15 protein-coding genes and 1 pseudogene are annotated in these 17,800 nt (G+C 73.3%); 8 read left to right on the top strand and 8 right to left on the bottom strand.

Annotated elements, in window-relative coordinates:
• The first annotated feature begins 31 nt into the window (after positions 1 to 31).
• From OG928_RS04020 to mnhG, 6 genes are all read left to right on the top strand, one after another.
• Positions 32 to 388 (top strand): arsenate reductase family protein, encoded by a 357-nt coding sequence (locus OG928_RS04020; protein WP_406279305.1) that lies wholly within the window; start codon positions 32 to 34, stop codon positions 386 to 388.
• An 87-nt stretch (positions 389 to 475) separates the two neighbouring features.
• Positions 476 to 3,373, top strand: coding sequence for a Na+/H+ antiporter subunit A (locus OG928_RS04015; protein ID WP_406279302.1), 2,898 nt, complete (start codon positions 476 to 478; stop codon positions 3,371 to 3,373).
• On the top strand, positions 3,370 to 4,155 hold the full coding sequence (locus OG928_RS04010; RefSeq protein ID WP_406279299.1) for a Na(+)/H(+) antiporter subunit C: 786 nt from the start codon (positions 3,370 to 3,372) through the stop codon (positions 4,153 to 4,155). Before OG928_RS04015 ends, OG928_RS04010 begins: the two co-directional genes overlap by 4 nt.
• Entirely contained in the window at positions 4,152 to 4,529 is a 378-nt protein-coding gene (locus OG928_RS04005) for a Na+/H+ antiporter subunit E (protein WP_406279296.1), read from the top strand. The genes OG928_RS04010 and OG928_RS04005 overlap by 4 nt, the downstream gene beginning before the upstream one ends.
• Positions 4,526 to 4,789, top strand: a complete 264-nt coding sequence (locus tag OG928_RS04000) for a monovalent cation/H+ antiporter complex subunit F (RefSeq protein ID WP_406279293.1) — start codon at positions 4,526 to 4,528, stop codon at positions 4,787 to 4,789. The genes OG928_RS04005 and OG928_RS04000 overlap by 4 nt, the downstream gene beginning before the upstream one ends.
• Before the next feature lies 1 nt (position 4,790).
• Positions 4,791 to 5,153 carry a monovalent cation/H(+) antiporter subunit G gene (mnhG, locus tag OG928_RS03995; protein ID WP_406279290.1) on the top strand — a complete coding sequence of 121 codons (363 nt, stop codon included), beginning with the start codon at positions 4,791 to 4,793 and terminating at the stop codon, positions 5,151 to 5,153.
• Between the two features lie 7 nt (positions 5,154 to 5,160).
• Here the strand turns inward: mnhG and OG928_RS03990 are convergent, their stop codons facing one another.
• Positions 5,161 to 5,589, bottom strand: coding sequence for a type II toxin-antitoxin system PemK/MazF family toxin (locus OG928_RS03990; RefSeq protein ID WP_406279287.1), 429 nt, complete (start codon positions 5,587 to 5,589; stop codon positions 5,161 to 5,163).
• Positions 5,590 to 5,674: 85 nt separating this feature from the next.
• Positions 5,675 to 6,562: an SCO6745 family protein gene (locus OG928_RS03985; RefSeq protein WP_406279285.1), complete on the bottom strand. Its 888-nt coding sequence runs from the start codon at positions 6,560 to 6,562 to the stop codon at positions 5,675 to 5,677.
• A gap of 99 nt (positions 6,563 to 6,661) precedes the next feature.
• Between OG928_RS03985 and OG928_RS03980 the strand changes: the two genes are divergently transcribed.
• Together OG928_RS03980 and OG928_RS03975 are read left to right on the top strand one after the other, a co-directional pair.
• Positions 6,662 to 7,240, top strand: a complete 579-nt coding sequence (locus OG928_RS03980; protein WP_406279282.1) for a TetR/AcrR family transcriptional regulator — start codon at positions 6,662 to 6,664, stop codon at positions 7,238 to 7,240.
• 792 nt (positions 7,241 to 8,032) lie between these two features.
• The gene (locus tag OG928_RS03975) at positions 8,033 to 8,947 is read left to right on the top strand and encodes a galactosyltransferase-related protein (RefSeq protein WP_406279279.1); all 915 of its coding nucleotides are present in this window, start codon (positions 8,033 to 8,035) and stop codon (positions 8,945 to 8,947) included.
• A gap of 340 nt (positions 8,948 to 9,287) precedes the next feature.
• Here the strand turns inward: OG928_RS03975 and OG928_RS03970 are convergent, their stop codons facing one another.
• The 6 genes and pseudogenes from OG928_RS03970 to OG928_RS03945 all read right to left on the bottom strand — a co-directional run bounded on the left by OG928_RS03970 (position 9,288) and on the right by OG928_RS03945 (position 17,788).
• Positions 9,288 to 9,740, bottom strand: a complete 453-nt coding sequence (locus OG928_RS03970; RefSeq protein ID WP_406279276.1) for an NUDIX domain-containing protein — start codon at positions 9,738 to 9,740, stop codon at positions 9,288 to 9,290.
• A 44-nt stretch (positions 9,741 to 9,784) separates the two neighbouring features.
• Positions 9,785 to 10,489: an HAD family hydrolase gene (locus OG928_RS03965; protein ID WP_406279273.1), complete on the bottom strand. Its 705-nt coding sequence runs from the start codon at positions 10,487 to 10,489 to the stop codon at positions 9,785 to 9,787.
• A gap of 89 nt (positions 10,490 to 10,578) precedes the next feature.
• The gene (locus tag OG928_RS03960; RefSeq protein ID WP_406279270.1) at positions 10,579 to 11,742 is read right to left on the bottom strand and encodes an SWIM zinc finger family protein; all 1,164 of its coding nucleotides are present in this window, start codon (positions 11,740 to 11,742) and stop codon (positions 10,579 to 10,581) included.
• Positions 11,739 to 14,497, bottom strand: a pseudogene (locus OG928_RS03955) (DEAD/DEAH box helicase). The gene OG928_RS03960 and the pseudogene OG928_RS03955 overlap by 4 nt, the downstream one beginning before the upstream one ends.
• A gap of 11 nt (positions 14,498 to 14,508) precedes the next feature.
• Positions 14,509 to 15,267: a TetR/AcrR family transcriptional regulator gene (locus tag OG928_RS03950; RefSeq protein ID WP_406279267.1), complete on the bottom strand. Its 759-nt coding sequence runs from the start codon at positions 15,265 to 15,267 to the stop codon at positions 14,509 to 14,511.
• Between the two features lie 238 nt (positions 15,268 to 15,505).
• Positions 15,506 to 17,788, bottom strand: coding sequence for an ATP-binding cassette domain-containing protein (locus OG928_RS03945; protein WP_406279264.1), 2,283 nt, complete (start codon positions 17,786 to 17,788; stop codon positions 15,506 to 15,508).
• Positions 17,789 to 17,800: the final 12 nt, after the last annotated feature.

Here is a 17,800-nt window from a genome sequence, read left to right as displayed (position 1 = left end):
GGGGCGATTTTGGGCCCGGGACAATGGGCTCATGGAGATCTGGATCAATCCCGCGTGTTCGAAGTGTCGGTCGGCGTTGTCGTTGTTGGATGCGGAGGGGGCCGAGTACACCGTGCGGCGCTACCTGGAGGATCCGCCTACCGCCGTCGAACTTGCTGCGGTGTTGGGACGGCTGGGGCTGGAGCCGTGGGACATCGTGCGTGCCGGTGAGGCGGTCGCGGTCGAGCTGGGGCTGAAGACGTGGGCCCGGGAGGCGGGTGAGCGCGAGCGGTGGATAGCGGCGTTGGTCGAGCATCCGATTCTGATCCAGCGCCCGATCATCACGGCCGACGATGACACCGCGGTGATCGGGCGGACGCCGGAGGCGGTTCGGTCCGTGCTCGATTGACCTTCCCGGGCGGGGAGACGCGTGGAAACGGGTGACATGATGTCCAATTAGTGATGTTTTGTGACAAATGTCCCATAGCTTGGCTGGATGATCCTCTCGGTGGCGTCGTACTTCGTGGTCGCGGCTCTCGCGCCATGGCTGGTCCGACGCTTCGGGCGAAACGCCTTCCTCGTGCTCGCCGCGCTGCCCGCGGCGACCACGGGGTGGGCGCTGGCCCGGGCCGGCGCGGTGTTCGACGGCGACGTCGTCGTCGAGACGCGCGCGTGGATCCCCCGGATCGGCGTCGCGCTCGCGTTCCGCTGCGACGCGCTCGCGCTGCTGATGGTCTTCCTCGCGGCCGGCGTGGGCGTTCTGGTCCTGGTCTACTGCGCGCGCTACTTCGCCGACGACGAACCCGGGCTGGGCGCGTTCGCCGGCGTCCTGGTCGCGTTCGCCGGCGCGATGATCGGCCTGGTCACCACCGACGACCTGATCCTGCTGTACGTGTTCTGGGAGCTGACCACGGTCTTCTCCTACCTGCTGATCGGCCACCGCAGCGAGCACCGCGGATCGCGCCGGGCCGCGACGCAGGCGCTGACGATGACCACGTTCGGCGGGCTCGCGATGCTGGTCGGGCTGATCCTGCTCGGCGAACGGGCCGGCACCTACCGGCTGTCCGAGATCCTCGCCGACCCGCCCGGCGGCACCGCGGCGACCACCGCGATCCTGCTGATCCTGGTCGGCGCGCTGGCCAAGTCGGCGATCGTGCCGTTCGGTTCCTGGCTGCCCGCCGCGATGGCCGCCCCCACCCCGGTCAGCGCCTACCTGCACGCGGCCGCGATGGTCAAGGCCGGCGTCTACCTGGTCGCGCGCCTGGCCCCCGGCTTCGCCGAACTCGCGCCATGGCGACCGCTGGTGATGGCGGCCGGCTGCGCGACGCTGCTCCTGGCCGGGTGGCGGGCGCTGCGCGAGGACGACCTCAAGCGCGTGCTCGCCTACGGCACGGTCAGCCAGCTCGGCCTGTTGACCGTCGTCACCGGCGCGGGCAACCGTGACGCCGCGCTCGCGGGGATCGCGATGCTGGTGGCGCACGCGCTGTTCAAGGCCGCCCTCTTCCTGGTGGTCGGCGTCATCGACCACGGTGCCGGCACCCGCGACTTGCGCCGGCTCTCCGGCCTGGCCCGCACGATGCCCCTCACCTGCGCGATCGCGGTGGTGGCCGCGATGTCCATGGCGGGGCTGCCGCCGACGGTCGGCTTCGTCGCCAAGGAGGCGGTGTACGAGGCGTTCCTGTACCGCGGCACCGCCGACACGGTCGTGCTCGGTGCGCTGGTCGTCGGCTCGGCGCTGACCGCCGCGTACAGCCTGCGCTTCGTGTGGGGCGCGTTCGCGGGCAAACCCGGCGTGCCCGGCACACCGTGCGAACCGCTCGGTGCACTGCTGCCGACCCCCGCGGCGCTGCTCGGTGTCGGCTGCGTCGCGCTCGGCCTGGCAGCCGGCTCCCTCGACCACTGGATCTCCTCGTACGCCGACCTGTTCCCGCCCGCGGGCACCGACTACCACCTGGCCCTGTGGCACGGCCTCGGCACACCCCTGTACCTGTCGGCCGGCGCGATCTGCGCCGGCGCCCTCCTGTTCCTGGCCCGCGAACCGGTCGCCCGCCTGCAACTCGCCACCGCGCGGGTCGAACCCTCGGGCCTGTACGACGCGCTGGTGCGCGGCGTCGACCGCGGCGCGCTGCAACTGACCGGCACCACCCAGCGCGGCTCGATGCCGGTCTACGTCGGGGTGATCCTGCTGAGCCTGATCGCGATCACCGGGGCCGCCGCCCTGGGCGACCTGCCGCTGCCGTTCCCGCACCCGCCGCGCTGGTGGGACTCCGGCGCGCAGGTCGTGGTCGCGGCCCTGGTCGCGGCGACCGCGCTGCTCGTCGCCGGGACCGGCGCCCGGCTGCCGGCGGTGCTGCTCGTGGGCGTGGCCGGGTACGGCTGCGCGACCCTGTTCGTCCTCCAGGGCGCCCCCGACCTCGCGCTCACCCAGGGCCTGGTCGAGACCGTCAGCGTCGTGGTGTTCCTGCTCGTACTGCGCCGACTCCCGCGCCGCTTCGGCGCCGGCACCCTCTCCGGCCGCCGCGCCCTGCGCATCGGCATCGCGGTGCTCACCGGCGCGCTGGTCGCGGGCGTGGCGACGACGGCGTTCGCGGCCCGGGTCGCCGGGCCGGTGTCCGAGGCGTTCCCCGCGGCGGCGAAGGAGGCCGGCGGCAAGGAGGTCGTCGGCCTCCTGCTCGTCGACATCCGCGCGTGGGACACGATGGGCGAGATCGCCGTGCTCGCGGTCGCCGCGATCGGCGTCACCAGCCTGATCTTCGTGCGCCGCACCCGCGAACTGCCGCGACTGGGCTACCGAGCGCGGGACCGGGCCGTGGGCGCCGTGCCGCCCGGATCCGGCATCCGCGTGGTCGACGAACCGGCCGACCACGACCACGACCGGGACCGGATCCCCTGGCTGGCCGCGGCCCGCACGCTCGCGCCGGAGCGGCGCACGGTCCTGTTCGAGGTGGTCGCACGCGTCGCGTTCCCCACGATCCTGATCCTGTCGCTCTACTTCCTCTTCAGCGGACACTCCACCCCCGGCGGCGGCTTCGCCGGCGGGATCACCGCGGGTCTCGCCCTCCTGCTGCGCTACCTCGCGGGCGGGCGCTACGAACTGGCCGAGGCCGCGCCGCTGCCCGCCGGTCTGCTGATCGGCGCCGGCCTGCTGTTCGCCGCCGGAACCGGCCTGGTGGGCCTGATCGCGGGCGGCTCCGCGCTCCGCAGCGCGGTGATCGACCAGTCCATACCGCTCCTGGGCAGCGTGCACATCGCCACCTCGGTCTTCTTCGACATCGGCGTGTACCTGCTCGTGCTCGGTGTGGTGCAGGACGTATTGAGCGCCCTTGGCGCCGAATTGGACCGGCGGATCGAACAGACCCGCGACCGGAACGCCGAACGGACGGTGATCGTGTGAACAGCCCGACCCTGGCCCTGATCCTGCCCGCAGCCGTGTTGATCGGCGTCGGGGTGTACCTGATCCTGGCCCGCAGCCTGACCCGGGTCCTGCTCGGGGTGGTACTGATCGGCAACGGCGCCAACCTGATCCTGCTCTCCGGCGGCGGCCGGGCCGGCGGGGCGCCCGTGCTCGGGATCACGCTCCCCGAGCGGATGAACGATCCGCTGCCGCAGGCGATGGTGCTGACCGCGATCGTGATCACGCTCGCGGTGACCGCGTTCGTGCTGGCGATGGTGCACCGGCACTGGGAGCTGACCGGGACCGACGAGATCCAGGACGACGCCGAGGACCTGCGCGTGGTGCGGCGCGCCGAGCGGGGCGACCTGAGGGCCGAACACCGCCGACTGCGGCGCGAGTTGCGCGAGCAGACGGTGGCGCGTCGCGCGGTGCTGCGGCGGCTGGCGGCACAGGCGCGGGCCGCCTACGCCGACGAGTGTCGGCGGCTGGGCGTGGACCGGCGCGGTCACGGCGGCCGACCCGAGGCGCGGCGGATCGCCCGGGAGCGGCGGATCGAACTGCGCCTGCGGCTGCGCGGGATCAAGTCCGAGCACCGCGTGCAGCAGGCCGAGTTGCGGGCCCGCTTTCGTGGCGCGCGCCGCGCGTTGAACCGGCAGGCGCGGGCCGAGCGGGCGGCCGTGGCCCGGGCGGACCGGGTCGTGGACGCCGTGCCCGACACCGAGTTCCCGCGGCGTCGCGAAGCCGCCGGCGCAGAACGGGGACGCCGGAACGAGCGCCGGTGAACCATCTGGTCGCGCTTCCGGTCCTGCTGCCGCTGTTCGGCGCCGTCGTGTCGTCGCTTCGGGTCGCGTGGCAGGCGCTGTGGCCGGGGGAGTTGCCGCGCAGTTCGGTCGTGGGCGTGGACTTGGCGACCCACTCGGACGTTCTGCTCACCATGACCGTGCTCGCCCTGAACGTGATGCCCGGCAGCATCGTGGTCGAGATCCGCCAGGGCCGCCCCACGACGCTGTTCATCCACGCGCTGGGCGCCGACACGCCGGCCGCCGTGGCAGCGGCCCGGCGCGCCGCGGTGCGGTTGGAGGCGCGCGTCGTCGCGGCCTTCGGCACCCGGGCGGAACTGGCCCTGCTCGCCGGCAACCCCGGAGGTCGCTCGTGAATCCCCTCGTCGGTGTCGCCGTGGTCGTGCTGCTCGGCGCGGCCGCGGTGGCGGCGCTGATCCGGCTCGTGCGCGGGCCCTCGACGCTGGACCGCGCGGTCGCGGTGGACATGCTGCTCGCGGTCGTGCTCGCGGCGGTCGCGGCGGAGGCCACGCTGAACCGGCACACCACGACCGTGCCGGTGCTGCTCGCGCTCGCGCTGGTGGGCTTCCTCGGCTCGGTGTCGATCGTGCGCTTCTCGGCCCGCGAGGACGGCTGAGATGCGCGCGGGCGAGATCGCCGACATCGCGGCCGCGGTGTGCCTGCTCGCGGGCTGCGCGCTCGCGTTCGTCGCGGGGGTCGGCCTGCTGCGGTTCCCGGACCTGCTGTCGCGGATGCACACGGTGGCCAAGCCGCAGGTGCTCGGCCTGCTCCTGGTCACCCTGGGGCTCGGGCTTCGGCTGCGCAGCGGGATCGACGTCGGGATGCTGGTGATGGTCGCGTTCTTCCAGCTCACCACGGTCCCGGTGGCGACCCACCTGGTGGGCCGCGCGGTCTACCGGCTGCCGCAGCTGCCCACCGGGGACCTGGCCGTGGACGAACTCGCGGACCGGAGTCGGCCGGTGGGCGAGTCAGGGAGCTGACCCGTGGTCAGCGGGTGCCGTGGGCGCGGCTGATCCGGGTCCACACCCGGCGGTCGCAGACGCCCGCCGGGCGGCGGAAGGCGTCGTGGCCGACGACGCGCAACGGGTGGGTCTCCAACCAGCTCTTGTGGTCGGCGTCGGGGTCCCAGGTCTTGGTGGGCAGCCGGACGTAGCGCTCGCGCGAACTCTGGTCGCGGCTGGTGATCTTGAGCACCTCGGCGCCGCGCGGGCCCACCCGGACGACCAGACAGGGGCGGTCCTTGGCCGCGTCGCCCTCGTCGAAGGGCACGGCGGCCCACCAGATCTGGCCGGGGGCGGGGCGGGCGCCGCGGCCGGCGGGCGACGGGGCCGCGACGCGCCGGCGGCGGTGCCGGAGGAACCACAGGACCGCGGCCGCGGCGAGGACTACCAGGAGGGCCGGCACGAGGATCTTCATGGCGCCTGTCTACCCGACGCGGGGGCCGGGACGCCGGCTGTGTGTGGCCGCCGGCCCGGCCCCCGCGTCGGGGTGCGGCGTGCGGTCAGCCCTGGTGCGGGTACGTCATGCCGATGCCCAGGGTGGTCTGCATGGGGAGCAGGCCGGTGCCGACCGCGTCCATCACCGCGGGCAGGACGATGTCGGCCAGGTGGGCGGCCCGTTCCGCGCCGATCGTGGTCCACGGCTGCGCGGCGAGCTCGTCGGTCAGGCGCTCCAGGGAGTTGCGGCCGGCGATGCCGTCCGCGGTCCCGGTGCCGTCGGCGGCCAGCCAGCCGCGGGTGGTCAGCCGGTCGCGGGCCGCGTTCCACTCGTCCTCGGTCCACTGCCGGCTCGCGAAGACCTCGGCCGGGGCGGCGCCCGCGGCGCTGTGCGAGACGAGCGCCTCGGTGCCGTCGAGGCCGTGCGTGAGCAGGGCGGCGATGTGGCCGTCGCCGCGGTGCTCGCGCAGTCGGGTGATCGCCTGCCACAGCACCAGGTGCGGCTCGTCCGCCCACGGCAGCGCGGCGTGCGCGGCGGCCAGCGGGCGGCCCGCGGTGTCGGCGGACTCGGCGACCTCGCGGGCCAGTTCGGCCGCCTCGGCGATCTCCGGGGCCTCGATCCGGGCGCCCAGGGCCGAGCGCAGCGTCGCGTCGGCGGCCCGCAGCCGGGCGTCGAGCACGGCGGCCGGCGTGGCGATCTCCCACGCGCGGGGCACGTAGCGGGCGATCATGGCCGGGCTGAAGCTGTAGAAGGTCGCGGCGACCAGCTCGGCCGACGCCGGCCCCAGGGCCGCGGCGCGCATCGCGAAGTAGGCGGGCCAGCGCTCGTCCACGGCGTAGCCGAGCGACTCGGCCTCCTTGAACATCTCCGGCGAGTAGTAGTTCAACGCGTGCAGCGGCTCCAGGGTCTGCCACATCCGCCGGACCAGACCAGGCTCGAGGTTCTCGCTCATGACGCTTCCTCCCGTGGAACTCCCGTAGAACTTGTCGATGACTAGATTCCTCTCGCGGCCCCAACTTGTCAATGCCTAGATGGGCGATACCATCGACGCATGACCTCGCAACGCCCCTATCACCACGGCGACCTGCGCCGAGCCGTGCTCACCGCCGCGCTCGACGTGGTGGCCGCGGACGGCATCGGCGCGATCAGCCTGCGCGACCTGGCCCGCCGCGCCGGCGTCTCGCACGCCGCGCCGGCGCACCACTTCGGCGACAAGACCGGGCTGCTGACCGCGATCGCGGCCGAGGGCTACGGGCTGCTCGCCGACACGCTCGCCGAGGTCGAGCCGGACGGGGTCGAGGCGCTGCGCGAACTCGGGGTGCGCTACGTGCTGTTCGCGCTCGGGAACCCCGCCCACTTCGAGGTGATGAACCGCCCGCACGCGGTCCGCGCCGACGACCCGGAGCTGCTGCGCCAACGCGCGCGGGCGGGCGGATCGCTGCGCGGCGGCGTCGCGCGCGTGCCCGCAGAGCGGCGCGGCGACCTGGATCGGGCGGTGCTCGCGGCCTGGTCGCTCGCGCACGGCTTCGCCACGCTGTACCTGTCCGGCGGAATCCCCGCCCCCGAGGACCCCGCCGCCACCTTCCGGGCACTCGCCGGCACCCTGTTCGCCGGTCCCGCGCAACACTGAGGCGGGGCCGTTCCGGTTCGCGCCCGTCCCGCTCGATGCCTCGAATGCCCCGATTCCGACCGCCTCGTGCGCACCAAGCGTGACCGTGGAACTCTTGACCGTGACGTCCGGGCGCTAGTACACCTGGCAGACGACCCGCGCACGTGTCCCGTACCGCCTGGAGATCCGCGCATCGTCGAGCCGGGGTCCTCCCGCGCCTCGGCGCCTCGATCCGGTGGAAGGTGTGGCCCTTGACCCGGCGACCCCCGCACGGCGACTCCCGGAACGGCCGCAACACCGCGGGCACACGGTCACGTTCGCGTTCACCGACCCGCCTGCGGCACGGCGACGCGACCCGGATCCCGACGCGCCCCGGCCCGGTGCCACACCGCGGCGAGCGCCCGGCCGAGTCGGAGCCGATGGAGTAGGTCGAGGTCGACGACCGGGGGGTCGTCGAGGCGGTCCGGTCCGCGAACCGGCGCGGTGGTCGGCTCGGCGGTCGGCTCGGGCCGGGCGACGCGAGTGCGTCATGACGGCCGAGCCGCTTTGTGCTGCGCGCATGCCGTGCCCGGCGCCCCGAGTTGCCGAGTCCCCGTTCCACGGCGTGGTTCGGGGCCTGTTCGTGAATTCCGGGAAATCGACTTCAGGGGATAGCGGACTTTCCTCGGGTCGGCCGGAACGGAAAGGCTGAAGAAGGTGTGGGCGGAGCCGTTTGCACAGCGGTGAATGGGTAGAAAAGAGCGATGCGCGACGCGCGGCGCACTGCGCGGGTCGCGTAATTCACGGTCATGGATGGGGGCGAAAATGCCGAAGGTGAGCGTGGTCGTTCCGCTTTATGGGGACCACGAGGCGCGAAGGGCCTTCGCTGCGGTCGCGTCGGCGTGGCTCGCGCAGAGCGTGTGCTGCGAGGTCGTGGTGGCGACGGCCGGCGACCTCGCGTTGACGGTGCCGCCCGACTTGGACGACGACCGCCGGGTGCGGGTGGTGCGGGCCCCGGCCGCGAGCACCGCCGCCGGGCTGTTGCGCAACGTCGCGGCCGAGCGGGCCCGGGCGTCCCTGCTGTATCTGACGGACGCCGATGTCGCCCCGCTGGGGCGGGACTTCCTGGACCGCGCGCTCGAACTCGCGGCCGGCGGCGCGCTGGCGCAGCCGTGGATGTACCGGTTCGTCGGCGGGGCCCGGGCGCTCGACGAACGATCCGTGGTGGACGTGGTGCCGGTCGGCGAGCCGCCGTTCTGCTTCGTGCGGGAAGAACCCGACGGCGTGTTGCGGGGATTCCCGGACGAGCGCCTCGTGTGGGACCCGCCGCCGATCGGCGCGCCGGTGGGGGCGACGGTGACGCCGCGGGTGCTGCCGCCGCCGCGGGCGCGGGCGCCGTACGGCCCGCGGAGTCGGTTGTGGCGCGCGCCGTACCACCTGGGGGCGATGCTGCTCGACCACGCGACGTTCGACGCCGTGGGCGGGTACTGCCTGGGCTATCTGGGCTGGGGCGGCGAGGACGACGACCTGCTGGCGAAGGTGGCCGCGCGCACCCGGTTGCGCCGGGGCAGGCAGCTCGATCCGTCGTTGAACTGCCTGCACTTCGAGCATCCCACGCCCTACGACGGCACCCCGCAGCAGGCGGCGAACGAGAGCCTGCTCGCCGCGCGGATCGCGGCCGGACCGGACGCCATGATCGAGCAGGACCTGGCGGCGCATGCCGGCCCGGGGGGCGCGCCCCATGGCTGATCGCCTCGACCCGGTCACCGAGCTCCACCGAGCGGCGATCCGCGTGCCCGCGCCCGCGCGCCCGAGCCGGGACGGTGACGGGGACCCGGACGGGGGCGGCGGTCATCGGGCGCGGAACCTTCCGTCGGCCGTGAAGTCGCGGTACAGGTCGAGCACGACGGCGGTCGCGGGGCTCAGCGGGCGCGGCGGGTCGGCCGGGTCGAAGAAATGGCCTCAAGCGCCGGCCGGGCTGATTTGGCTTGGGCTGGGTGGGGGCGCGTGGAGGGGGACTCGGCTGGGCGGTTTATAGCCCGGCCGGCGTTTGAGGCCGAACAGCCTGGCCGGCGTTTGAGGCCGGGTTTTAAGGCCGGCCGGTGTTTGAGGGCGGTGCGGGTTGCCAGGCTTTGAACAGGGACAGGCCCGCGCCGCATTGTGAGTGCAGTGGGGTCGGGAGTGTGTCTGTGGTGAACCACTCGAGTGCGTCGAACTTGTGGGGTTCGCCGATGGTTACCTTCTCGGGATCCACTCGGACCGCGAAGACCACCGCCACCCAATGCGACCCGACAGGGTCACCCCGCAGGACGTTGCGCACACCGATGGTCGCGATCTCGAGCGCGTCGGTCGCGTACTCTTCGCGGACCTCGCGCGCCACCGCGCTCTCGAACGTCTCGCCCCACTCCAACGCACCCGCGCCCGTGTCCCACGTGCCGGCCTCGTCGCGTGCCGCCGCCGCGCGCCGCGCCAGCAGGACTCGCCCCGCGCCGTCGTGACAGATGAACACGCAGGAGACGGATGGGGTTTCGGGGTGGGGCATGTCGGTGTTTTCCTCGTCGGATCGGTCGGTCGGTAGATGGTTCGTCAGAAGTGGTTGAGGAGTTCCGGGAAGGCCTTGAGGTGCAGGACCCGGTTGTCCTGCGGGTCGAGGTCGGTCTGTTCCAGGACCCAGGTGTGCGCGTTGGGGATGAAGACCGCGCCCAGTCCCGCGCCGCGGGCCGGGAGGATGTCCGACTTGGGGGAGTTGCCGATCATCCATGTGCTCTCGGGCACCAGGTCGTACGCGCGGGTGAGGTCGAGGTACGCGTCCACGCCCTTCTCCGGCACGATGTGCACGCTGCCGAAGTGGTGGGCCAGCGCGGACGCGTCGATCTTGCGCTGCTGCTCCTCGGTGTCGCCCTTGGTCAGCAGCATCAGGTCGTGCCGGGCGCCGAGCGCGGTGAGCGTCTCGGCGACGCCGGGGACGAGTTCGACCCGGTTCTCCAGGAGCGCGACCGCGAGCTGCTCGATGTGCCGGCTCTCGGCCTCGGTGACGGGGCGGGCGCGCAGGCGTTCCAGCGTCTGGCCGAGGCTGTGCAGGAACATCTTGCTGCCGTAGCCGTGCGTGACCGCGTTCGCGGCCTCGATGTCGTCGAGGATCGCGCGGATCTCGGTCCGATCGAGCGTGGGGTGGTCGATCCAGTCGAGGTAGTCGTCTATGACGCGCTCGAACAGGACGTTGTTCTCCCACAACGTGTCGTCCGCGTCGAAGATCAGGACCTGGCGCGCGGGGCCCGCTGTCGTGTGCATGGTTCGGTCTTCTCTGTCCGCTCGGCGACACTGCGGCGATCATCCTAGGACGCCCGGGAACCACCCCACCATCAGGTTTCCGCGCCCGCTCAGGCCACCGCCACCAGCGCCGCCCCCGGATCGCGGTCCGGGTCGCCCGCCGGCCACCACTCGCCGGCCCGGTCGCGGTACGGATACCAGCGGCCGTCCCGGCCGTACCGCAGTTGCAGGCCGCGGTCCGTGAGGGTCCAGTGGTTGTGCGAGGCGGTGAAGGCGGGCGCGTCCTCGTCCTCCCAGGCCGCCGCGAGCGCGGTGCGCGCACGGGCCAGTTCGGCGGCCGGCGGCGTCCACGCGGCGTCGAGCGTGTCGAGGCCGGTCGGGCCGCCGTACCCCCACGCGGCGAGCGCGCGGGGCAGCGCGGGGTCGCGCAGGTTGGCCTGTACGAGCGGGTCGTCGTGGGTCGCGGCCCAGCGCACGGTGTCGGGCCACGGGCCGAGCGGGTCGGCCGGGTCGCCCGCGAGCATCCGGCGGGCGCGGATCGCGGCGTCGGCGACCAGCAGTTCGAGCGCGCCCGCCGGTATCCCGGGCGCGGGCCCGAACCGCGGCTGCACCGATTCGGCCACCGGCGGCGGATCCTCCGGCAGCGGGTCGGCCGCACGGTACGCCGTCCGGGCGTCGACCCCGGAACTCGGCTCGGGCGCCCGGACTCCCCGGTCCCGGAGCAGATCCAGGAACGCGCGCTCGTCCCGCCCGCGCATCAGCAACAACACGAACGGATCCCGGTCGAGCAGCCACGCCACCTGGTAGCACAGCGCGGCGGCGTGTCGGCACGGCAACTCCCAGCCGGGGCAGCCGCATTCGGGTTCCAGATCGCCGATGCCCGGGAGCAGTCGCACGTCGGCGTCCTCGGCGGCGGCCACCAGGTCCTGCGGCATGTCGCGGTCGAGCAGCGCGGCGATGTGCCCGGCCTTCGCGGCGACCTGGTCCAGGAACCGATCCCACTGGGCGTCGTCGAACTCCTCGACGAACACGACGGTTTCGTACTGCGTGCCGTCCGCGTCGTACACCGGCGCGGCGATGCGACCCGGGCCGACCGTGATCGGGCCGACCCGGCCGGTGTTGGCGTACGCGCGGCCCTTGCGCAGCTGCCGGCCGTCGAGCGCGGTGTCCTCCAGGGCGTCCGTCCAGGCCCGCCCCCACCAGGTCTGTCCCTTGGCGCCGCGCGACTTGCGGGGCGCCAGGGCGGGGAAGCCGCGGGCGGGTCCGGCGCTCATCGGGCGCTCCTCAGTTCGACCAGGTTCGCGAGTTCGGTGTTCGTGAGTTCGGTCAGGGCGGCCTCGCCGGACGCGAGCACCGAGTCGGCCAGCGCGCGCTTGTCGCGCAACATCTCGGCGATCCGGTCCTCGATCGTGCCCTCGGCGATGAAGCGGTGCACCTGGACAGGCCGGGTCTGGCCGATCCGGTAGGCGCGGTCGGTGGCCTGTTCCTCGACGGCCGGGTTCCACCACCGGTCGTAGTGCACGACATGGTCGGCGCGGGTCAGGTTGAGGCCGGTGCCGGCGGCCTTGAGCGAGAGCAGGAACACCGGTACGGCGCCGTCCTGGAAGCGCCGCACCATCTCCTCGCGGCGGGCCACCGGGGTGCCTCCGTGCAGGAGTAGGGTGCCGATGCCGCGCGTGGCGAGGTGCCCCTCCAGCAGTCGGGCCATCGTGACGTACTGGGTGAACACGAGCACGGCGCCGTCCTCGGCGACGATCGTGTCCAGGAGTTCGTCGAGCAGTTCGAGCTTGCCGGAGCGGCCGTCGAGCCGGGGCTCGGTCTCCTTGAGGTACTGCGCGGGGTGGTTGCAGATCTGCTTGAGGCCGGTCAGCAGCTTGACGATCAGGCCGCGGCGGGCCATCCCGGTGCTGTCGGTGAGTTCGGCCATCGCCTCGCGCACGGCCGCCTCGTACAGGCCCGCCTGTTCGCGGGTGAGCGAGACGGGCTGGTCGGTCTCGGTCTTGGGCGGGAGCTCGGGCGCGATGCCCGGGTCGGACTTGCGCCGACGGAGCAGGAACGGCGCGATCAGCGCGGCGAGTCGGTCGGCGGTCGGGCCGTCGCGGTCGGCCTCGACCGGCTTGGCCCAGTGCCGGCGGAACGCGGTGAGGGTGCCCAGCAGCCCCGGGGTGGTCCAGTCGAGGATCGCCCACAGCTCGGACAGCGTGTTCTCCACGGGTGTCCCGGTGAGCGCGATCCTGGCTTGCGCGGGGATGGTGCGCAGGGCCTTGGCGGTGCCGGACGTGTGGTTCTTGACGTGTTGCGCCTCGTCCGCGACGACCAGGCCCCACGGCGTGGCGGCCAGCCGGGCGGTGTCCAGGCGCATGGTGCCGTACGTGGTGAGCACGAAGCCGTCGGCGAGGTCGTCGAGGGTGCGGGCGCCGCCGTGGAAGCGGCGGACGGGGGTGCCCGGCGCGAAGCGCTTGATCTCCCGTTCCCAGTTGCCGAGCAGCGACGCGGGACACACCACCAGGGTCGGTCCGGCCGTGGCCTCGTCGCTGCGGCGGTGCAGATGCAGCGCGATCAGCGTGATGGTCTTGCCCAGGCCCATGTCGTCGGCGAGGCAGCCGCCGAGGCCGAGCGAGGTCATCCGGTCCAGCCAACGCAGGCCGCGCAGTTGGTAGTCGCGCAGGGTCGCGGCCAGGGCCGGGGGTTGGCTGATCGGTTCGCCGCCCGCGTCCGGATCGGCGATCCGCTCGCGCAGGTCGTCGAGCCAGTCGGAGGTGCCGACCTCGATTCGGCGGCCGTCCACCTCGGCGCTTCCGGTGAGCGCGGCGGTCAGCGCCTCGATCGGGGTGAGCGCCTTGATCGAGCGGTCGCGGGCCTTGGCGACGAGGGCGGGATCGACCAGGACCCACTGGTCGCGCAGCCGCACGACCGGCCGGTGCGATTCGGCCAGCGCGTCCATCTCGGCGACGGTCAACGGCCGGTCGCCGAGCGCGAGTCGCCAGTCGAAGCCGAGCGGGGTGTCGCCGCCGAAGAAGGACCGCATGTCGTTCGGGGCCTTGTCGTGCGCACCGATCACCGCCGTGGCGGTGAGGTCGTGGACCAGGTCGCGCGGCCAGTGCACGTCGACGCCCGCGGCGGCCAGTCGCGCGGTCGCGGCGCCGAGCAGCGCGCCGAGGTCGTCGTCGCCGACCACCACCTCGTCCGGCACGCCGGCGTTCAGCAGCGGTTCGAGCGCGGGCCACACGCGGGCGGCCCGGCGCAGCGCCAGGACGGTGTCCAGGCGGGCCCGGTCGCCGAAGCGCGCGTCGGTGCCGGTCCACACCGTGGCCGCGTCCGCGACGGCGGTCGGGTCGGCGAGCGAGTGCACCTGGACGATCGCCCGGAACGGCGCGCGTTCGAGGTCGTGGGCCTCCAGGCGCAGCGAGATCCGCACACCCGTGTCGAGGCCGGCCGCGACCTCGTCGGACCAGGCGCGCAGCGCGGGCAGCCGGTGCGGCGCGGGAGCGGCGAACGCGGTGGTGCCGGTCGCGCGGGGCGCGCGGCGGTGCGCGGCATCGTGTCGGCGACGGCGTCGAGGAACGCGCGGACCAGCGGGATCGCCTCGGGCAGCAGCCCGGTCCCGGCGACCGGCGTCGCGCGGGCCTGGCCCGGCATCGCGTCGGCCAGCGCCCGGACCCGCTCGACGTCGGCCGCGTCCAGCGGCCCGGCCCGCCACGCGTCGTGGTCGCCGGGGGTGAGCCCGGGCAACATCCGCCCGCGTGCGACCAGTTGCAGCCCGAGCACGGTGGCCGCGCCCCAGAAGGCCGCGGCCGGGTGCGCGTCGGGAGCCCGACGGGCGCGTGAGAGCACCCGCACGGCCTCGGTGACGGACAGCCGGACGGCCGGATGGGTGTGCTCGACGCCGTCGGCGTCGAGCGCGGTGACCGTGTCGGCCCCGTCGGGGTACGGCCAGAACGCGACGGTCCCGGCCCGGGGCGGGTCGGCCGGGGCGAACGTGGCCGCGTGCTGGATCAGGTCGGTCCGGGCTTGCGCGATGTGGCTGATGTTCGCTGCTCCTAGGTCGTGCGTCGGGAGTCGATCAGGGTCTGGACGCCGTCGAGGACCAGGCGCAGACCGAACTCGAAGCCGGCGTCCGGGCCGGCCTCGTAGGCGCCGGAGGTCCAGACCCGGGTGAGGATGGGGAAGCGCTCGGGTCGGATGAGCTGCTCCAGGTAGGGCGTGCTCTCGGCCCACCAGTCCTCGTAGCCCACACCGGTCGATGCGGCGTCCCGGTCGATGTCGATGCTGACCTGGCCGACCCCGCGCACGTACGCGTCCACGAGTTGGACCACGTTCGTCATCTCGGCCTCGGTCAGGCCCAGGTCGGCGACGGTGCGCAGGACCGCGTCGGCGCGGGTGGTGAGGTTCGGGCCCATCAGCAGCAGGCCGGGCCCCCACAGCTCGACCACCCACGGATGCCGCATGGCGAGCGCGCGGTCGGCGCGCGCGTGTTGTTCCAGGGCCGCGCGCCAGCCGATCTCGGCGGCGTCGGGCAGCGGGGCCTCGCCGAGGACGGTGTCGAACATGACGTGCAGCAGCTCGGCCTTGCCGGGCACGTACGTGTAGAGCGACATCGTGCCGACCCCGAGCCGCTGGGCCACCGCGCGCATGGACAGCGCACCGAGCCCCTCGGCGTCGGCGACCTCGATCGCGGCTCGGACGATCCGGTCGACGGTCAGCCCCTGCCTGGGCCCGCGGCTGGGTCCTTCGCCGGTGCGCCACAACAGGGCCAGGGTGCGCGCCGGGTCGGTGCGCCCGCTCTTCTCCCGTGCCACGCGGGCGACCTCCTGGATAACTCCGTATGGCGTACGGTACAGCATACGAATGCGGTCCGTACAGTGTACCGAGTATCGAGTACCGGGCATCCGGCACCGGGCACCGGGCATCCGGCACCGGGCACCGGGCACCCGGCACCGGGCACCCGGCACCGGGCACCCGGCACCGGGCACCGGGCGCCGAGCGCCGAGCGCCGAGCGCCGAGCGCCGAGCGCCGAGCACGCGACCCCGCCCCGGTCAGCCCGTCCGCGCCAGCTCCGCGTACTCCAGCGCGGCCCGCAGGAATCGGGCCGTCGCCGAGTCCTCCGCCTTGACCAGCTCCGCCGGCGTGCCCTCGAACACCACCGTGCCGCCGTGCTTGCCGCCGCCCGGGCCCAGATCGAGCACGTGGTCGGCGCGTTTGACCACGTCGAGGTTGTGCTCGACGACCACCACCGTGTTGCCCGCGTCCACGAGCCGGTCGAGCAGCCGCACCAGCGTGTCCACGTCGGACATGTGCAGGCCGGTGGTGGGCTCGTCGAGGATGTACACGCTGCCCGTCTTGTGCAGCTCGCTCGCGAGCTTGATCCGCTGCAACTCGCCGCCGGACAGCGAGCTCAGCGGCTGACCCAGGGTCAGATACCCGAGCCCGACCGCGACCAGCGACTCCACCCGGGTCCGCTGCGCCTTCTCGGTGAAGTAGTCCACCGCCTCCTCGGCGGTGAGCGCGAGCACGTCCACGATCGACTTGCCGCGCAGCCTGTACCCGAGCACCTCGTCCCGGAACCGCCGCCCCTCGCACGCCTCGCAGCGCGTGGTGACCGGATCCATGAACGCCATGTCGGTCTGGATCACCCCGCGCCCCTGGCACTGTGGGCAGCCGCCGGTCGAGTTGAACGTGAACAACCCCGGGTCCACGCCGTTGGCCCGGGCGAACAGCTTGCGCACGGGATCCAGCACGCCGACGTAGGTCGCCGGGGTCGAGCGGGAGGATTTGCCCACGCCCGACTGGTCCACCACGACCGCGTCCGGGTGCGCCGCCACCAGCACGTCGGTGATCAGCGTGCTCTTGCCCGACCCCGCGACCCCGGTGACCACGGTCAGCACGCCGGTGGGGATGTCCACGTCCACGTCGCGCAGGTTGTGCAGGTCCGCGCCGCGGATCGGCAGCGTGCCGGTGGGCGTGCGGAACTCCGGCTTGAGCGGGGTGAGCCGGCGCAGCGCGTGCCCGGTCGGGGTGTCCGCCGTCCGCAGTTCGTCGTACGTGCCCTCGAAGGTGACCGTGCCGCCGTGGATCCCCGCCCCGGGGCCGACGTCGACGACGTGGTCGGCGATCGCGATCACGTCGAGGTCGTGCTCGACCACCAGCACGGTGTTGCCCTTGTCCCGCAGCCGCACCAGCAGGTCGTTCAGCCGGACCACGTCCCGCGGGTGCAGGCCCACGCTCGGCTCGTCGAAGATGTACGTCATCCCGGTCAGGCTCGACCCGAGGTAGCGCACCATCTTGAGCCGCTGCCCCTCACCGCCCGACACGGTCGAGGTCGGCCGGTCCAGGTGCAGGTAGCCGAGCCCGATCGCGACGATCCGCTCCAGCGCCGTGATCGCGGGGCGGGCGACCCGGCGCGCGACCGGATCCTCGATCCGCGCCGGCACGTCCACGAGATCGCCGATCTCCATCGCCGCGTAGTCGGTCAGCGAGTGGCCGTCGATCAGCGACGAGCGCGCCGCCGCGTTCAGCCTGGCCCCCGCGCAGTCCGGGCACGGGCCCTCGGCGACGAACCGCGCGATGGTCTCGCGGCTCCTCTCGGCCAGCGCGGAGGTGTCCCGCTTGAGGAACAGCCGTTCGCACCGGTCGACCAGGCCCTCGTAGTCGATGTGGTGCGTGCCGTTGTTGTTGACGATCTCGACCTTGGCGCCGCTGCCGTGCAGGAACAGCCGCCACTGCTCGTCGGTGAACTCGCCGACCGGGACGTCGGTCGGGTACAGCCCGTGCTGCGCGTACAGCTGCCACTGCCACCCGCCGACCGCGAAGCCCGGGTGCCGGATGGCGCCGTCCCGGATCGACAGCGTGCGGTCGAGCAGCGCGTCCAGGTCGAGCCGCACCGTGCGCCCGAGCCCCTCGCAGGTCGGACACATCCCGTTCGGGTCGTTGAACGAGTAGTGGTTGGACGGCCCCGCCGACGGCGTGCCGTGCCGCGAGAAGAGCACCCGCAGCAGCGGGTGGATGTCGGTCATCGTGCCCACGGTGGACCGCGAGTTCCCGCCGACCGGCCGCTGGTCGACGATGATCGCCGTCGACAGGTTCTCGATCGTGTCCGCGTCGGGCCGCTCGTGCTTGGGCAGCCGATTGCGTACGAACGCGGTGAACGTCTCGCCCAGTTGCCGCTGCGCCTCGACCGCGATCGTGTCGAACACGATCGACGACTTGCCGGAGCCCGATACGCCGGTGAACACCACGATCCGGTTCTTGGGGACGCGCAGGGACACGTCCTTGAGATTGTGTTCCCGGGCGCCCTCGATCACGATGCTGTCGTAGTCCATGCGGTCACGGTA

Source organism: Embleya sp. NBC_00896, assembly GCF_045207785.1.
GTDB lineage: Bacteria > Actinomycetota > Actinomycetes > Streptomycetales > Streptomycetaceae > Embleya.
This window is presented reverse-complemented; position numbering and strand designations above follow the sequence as displayed.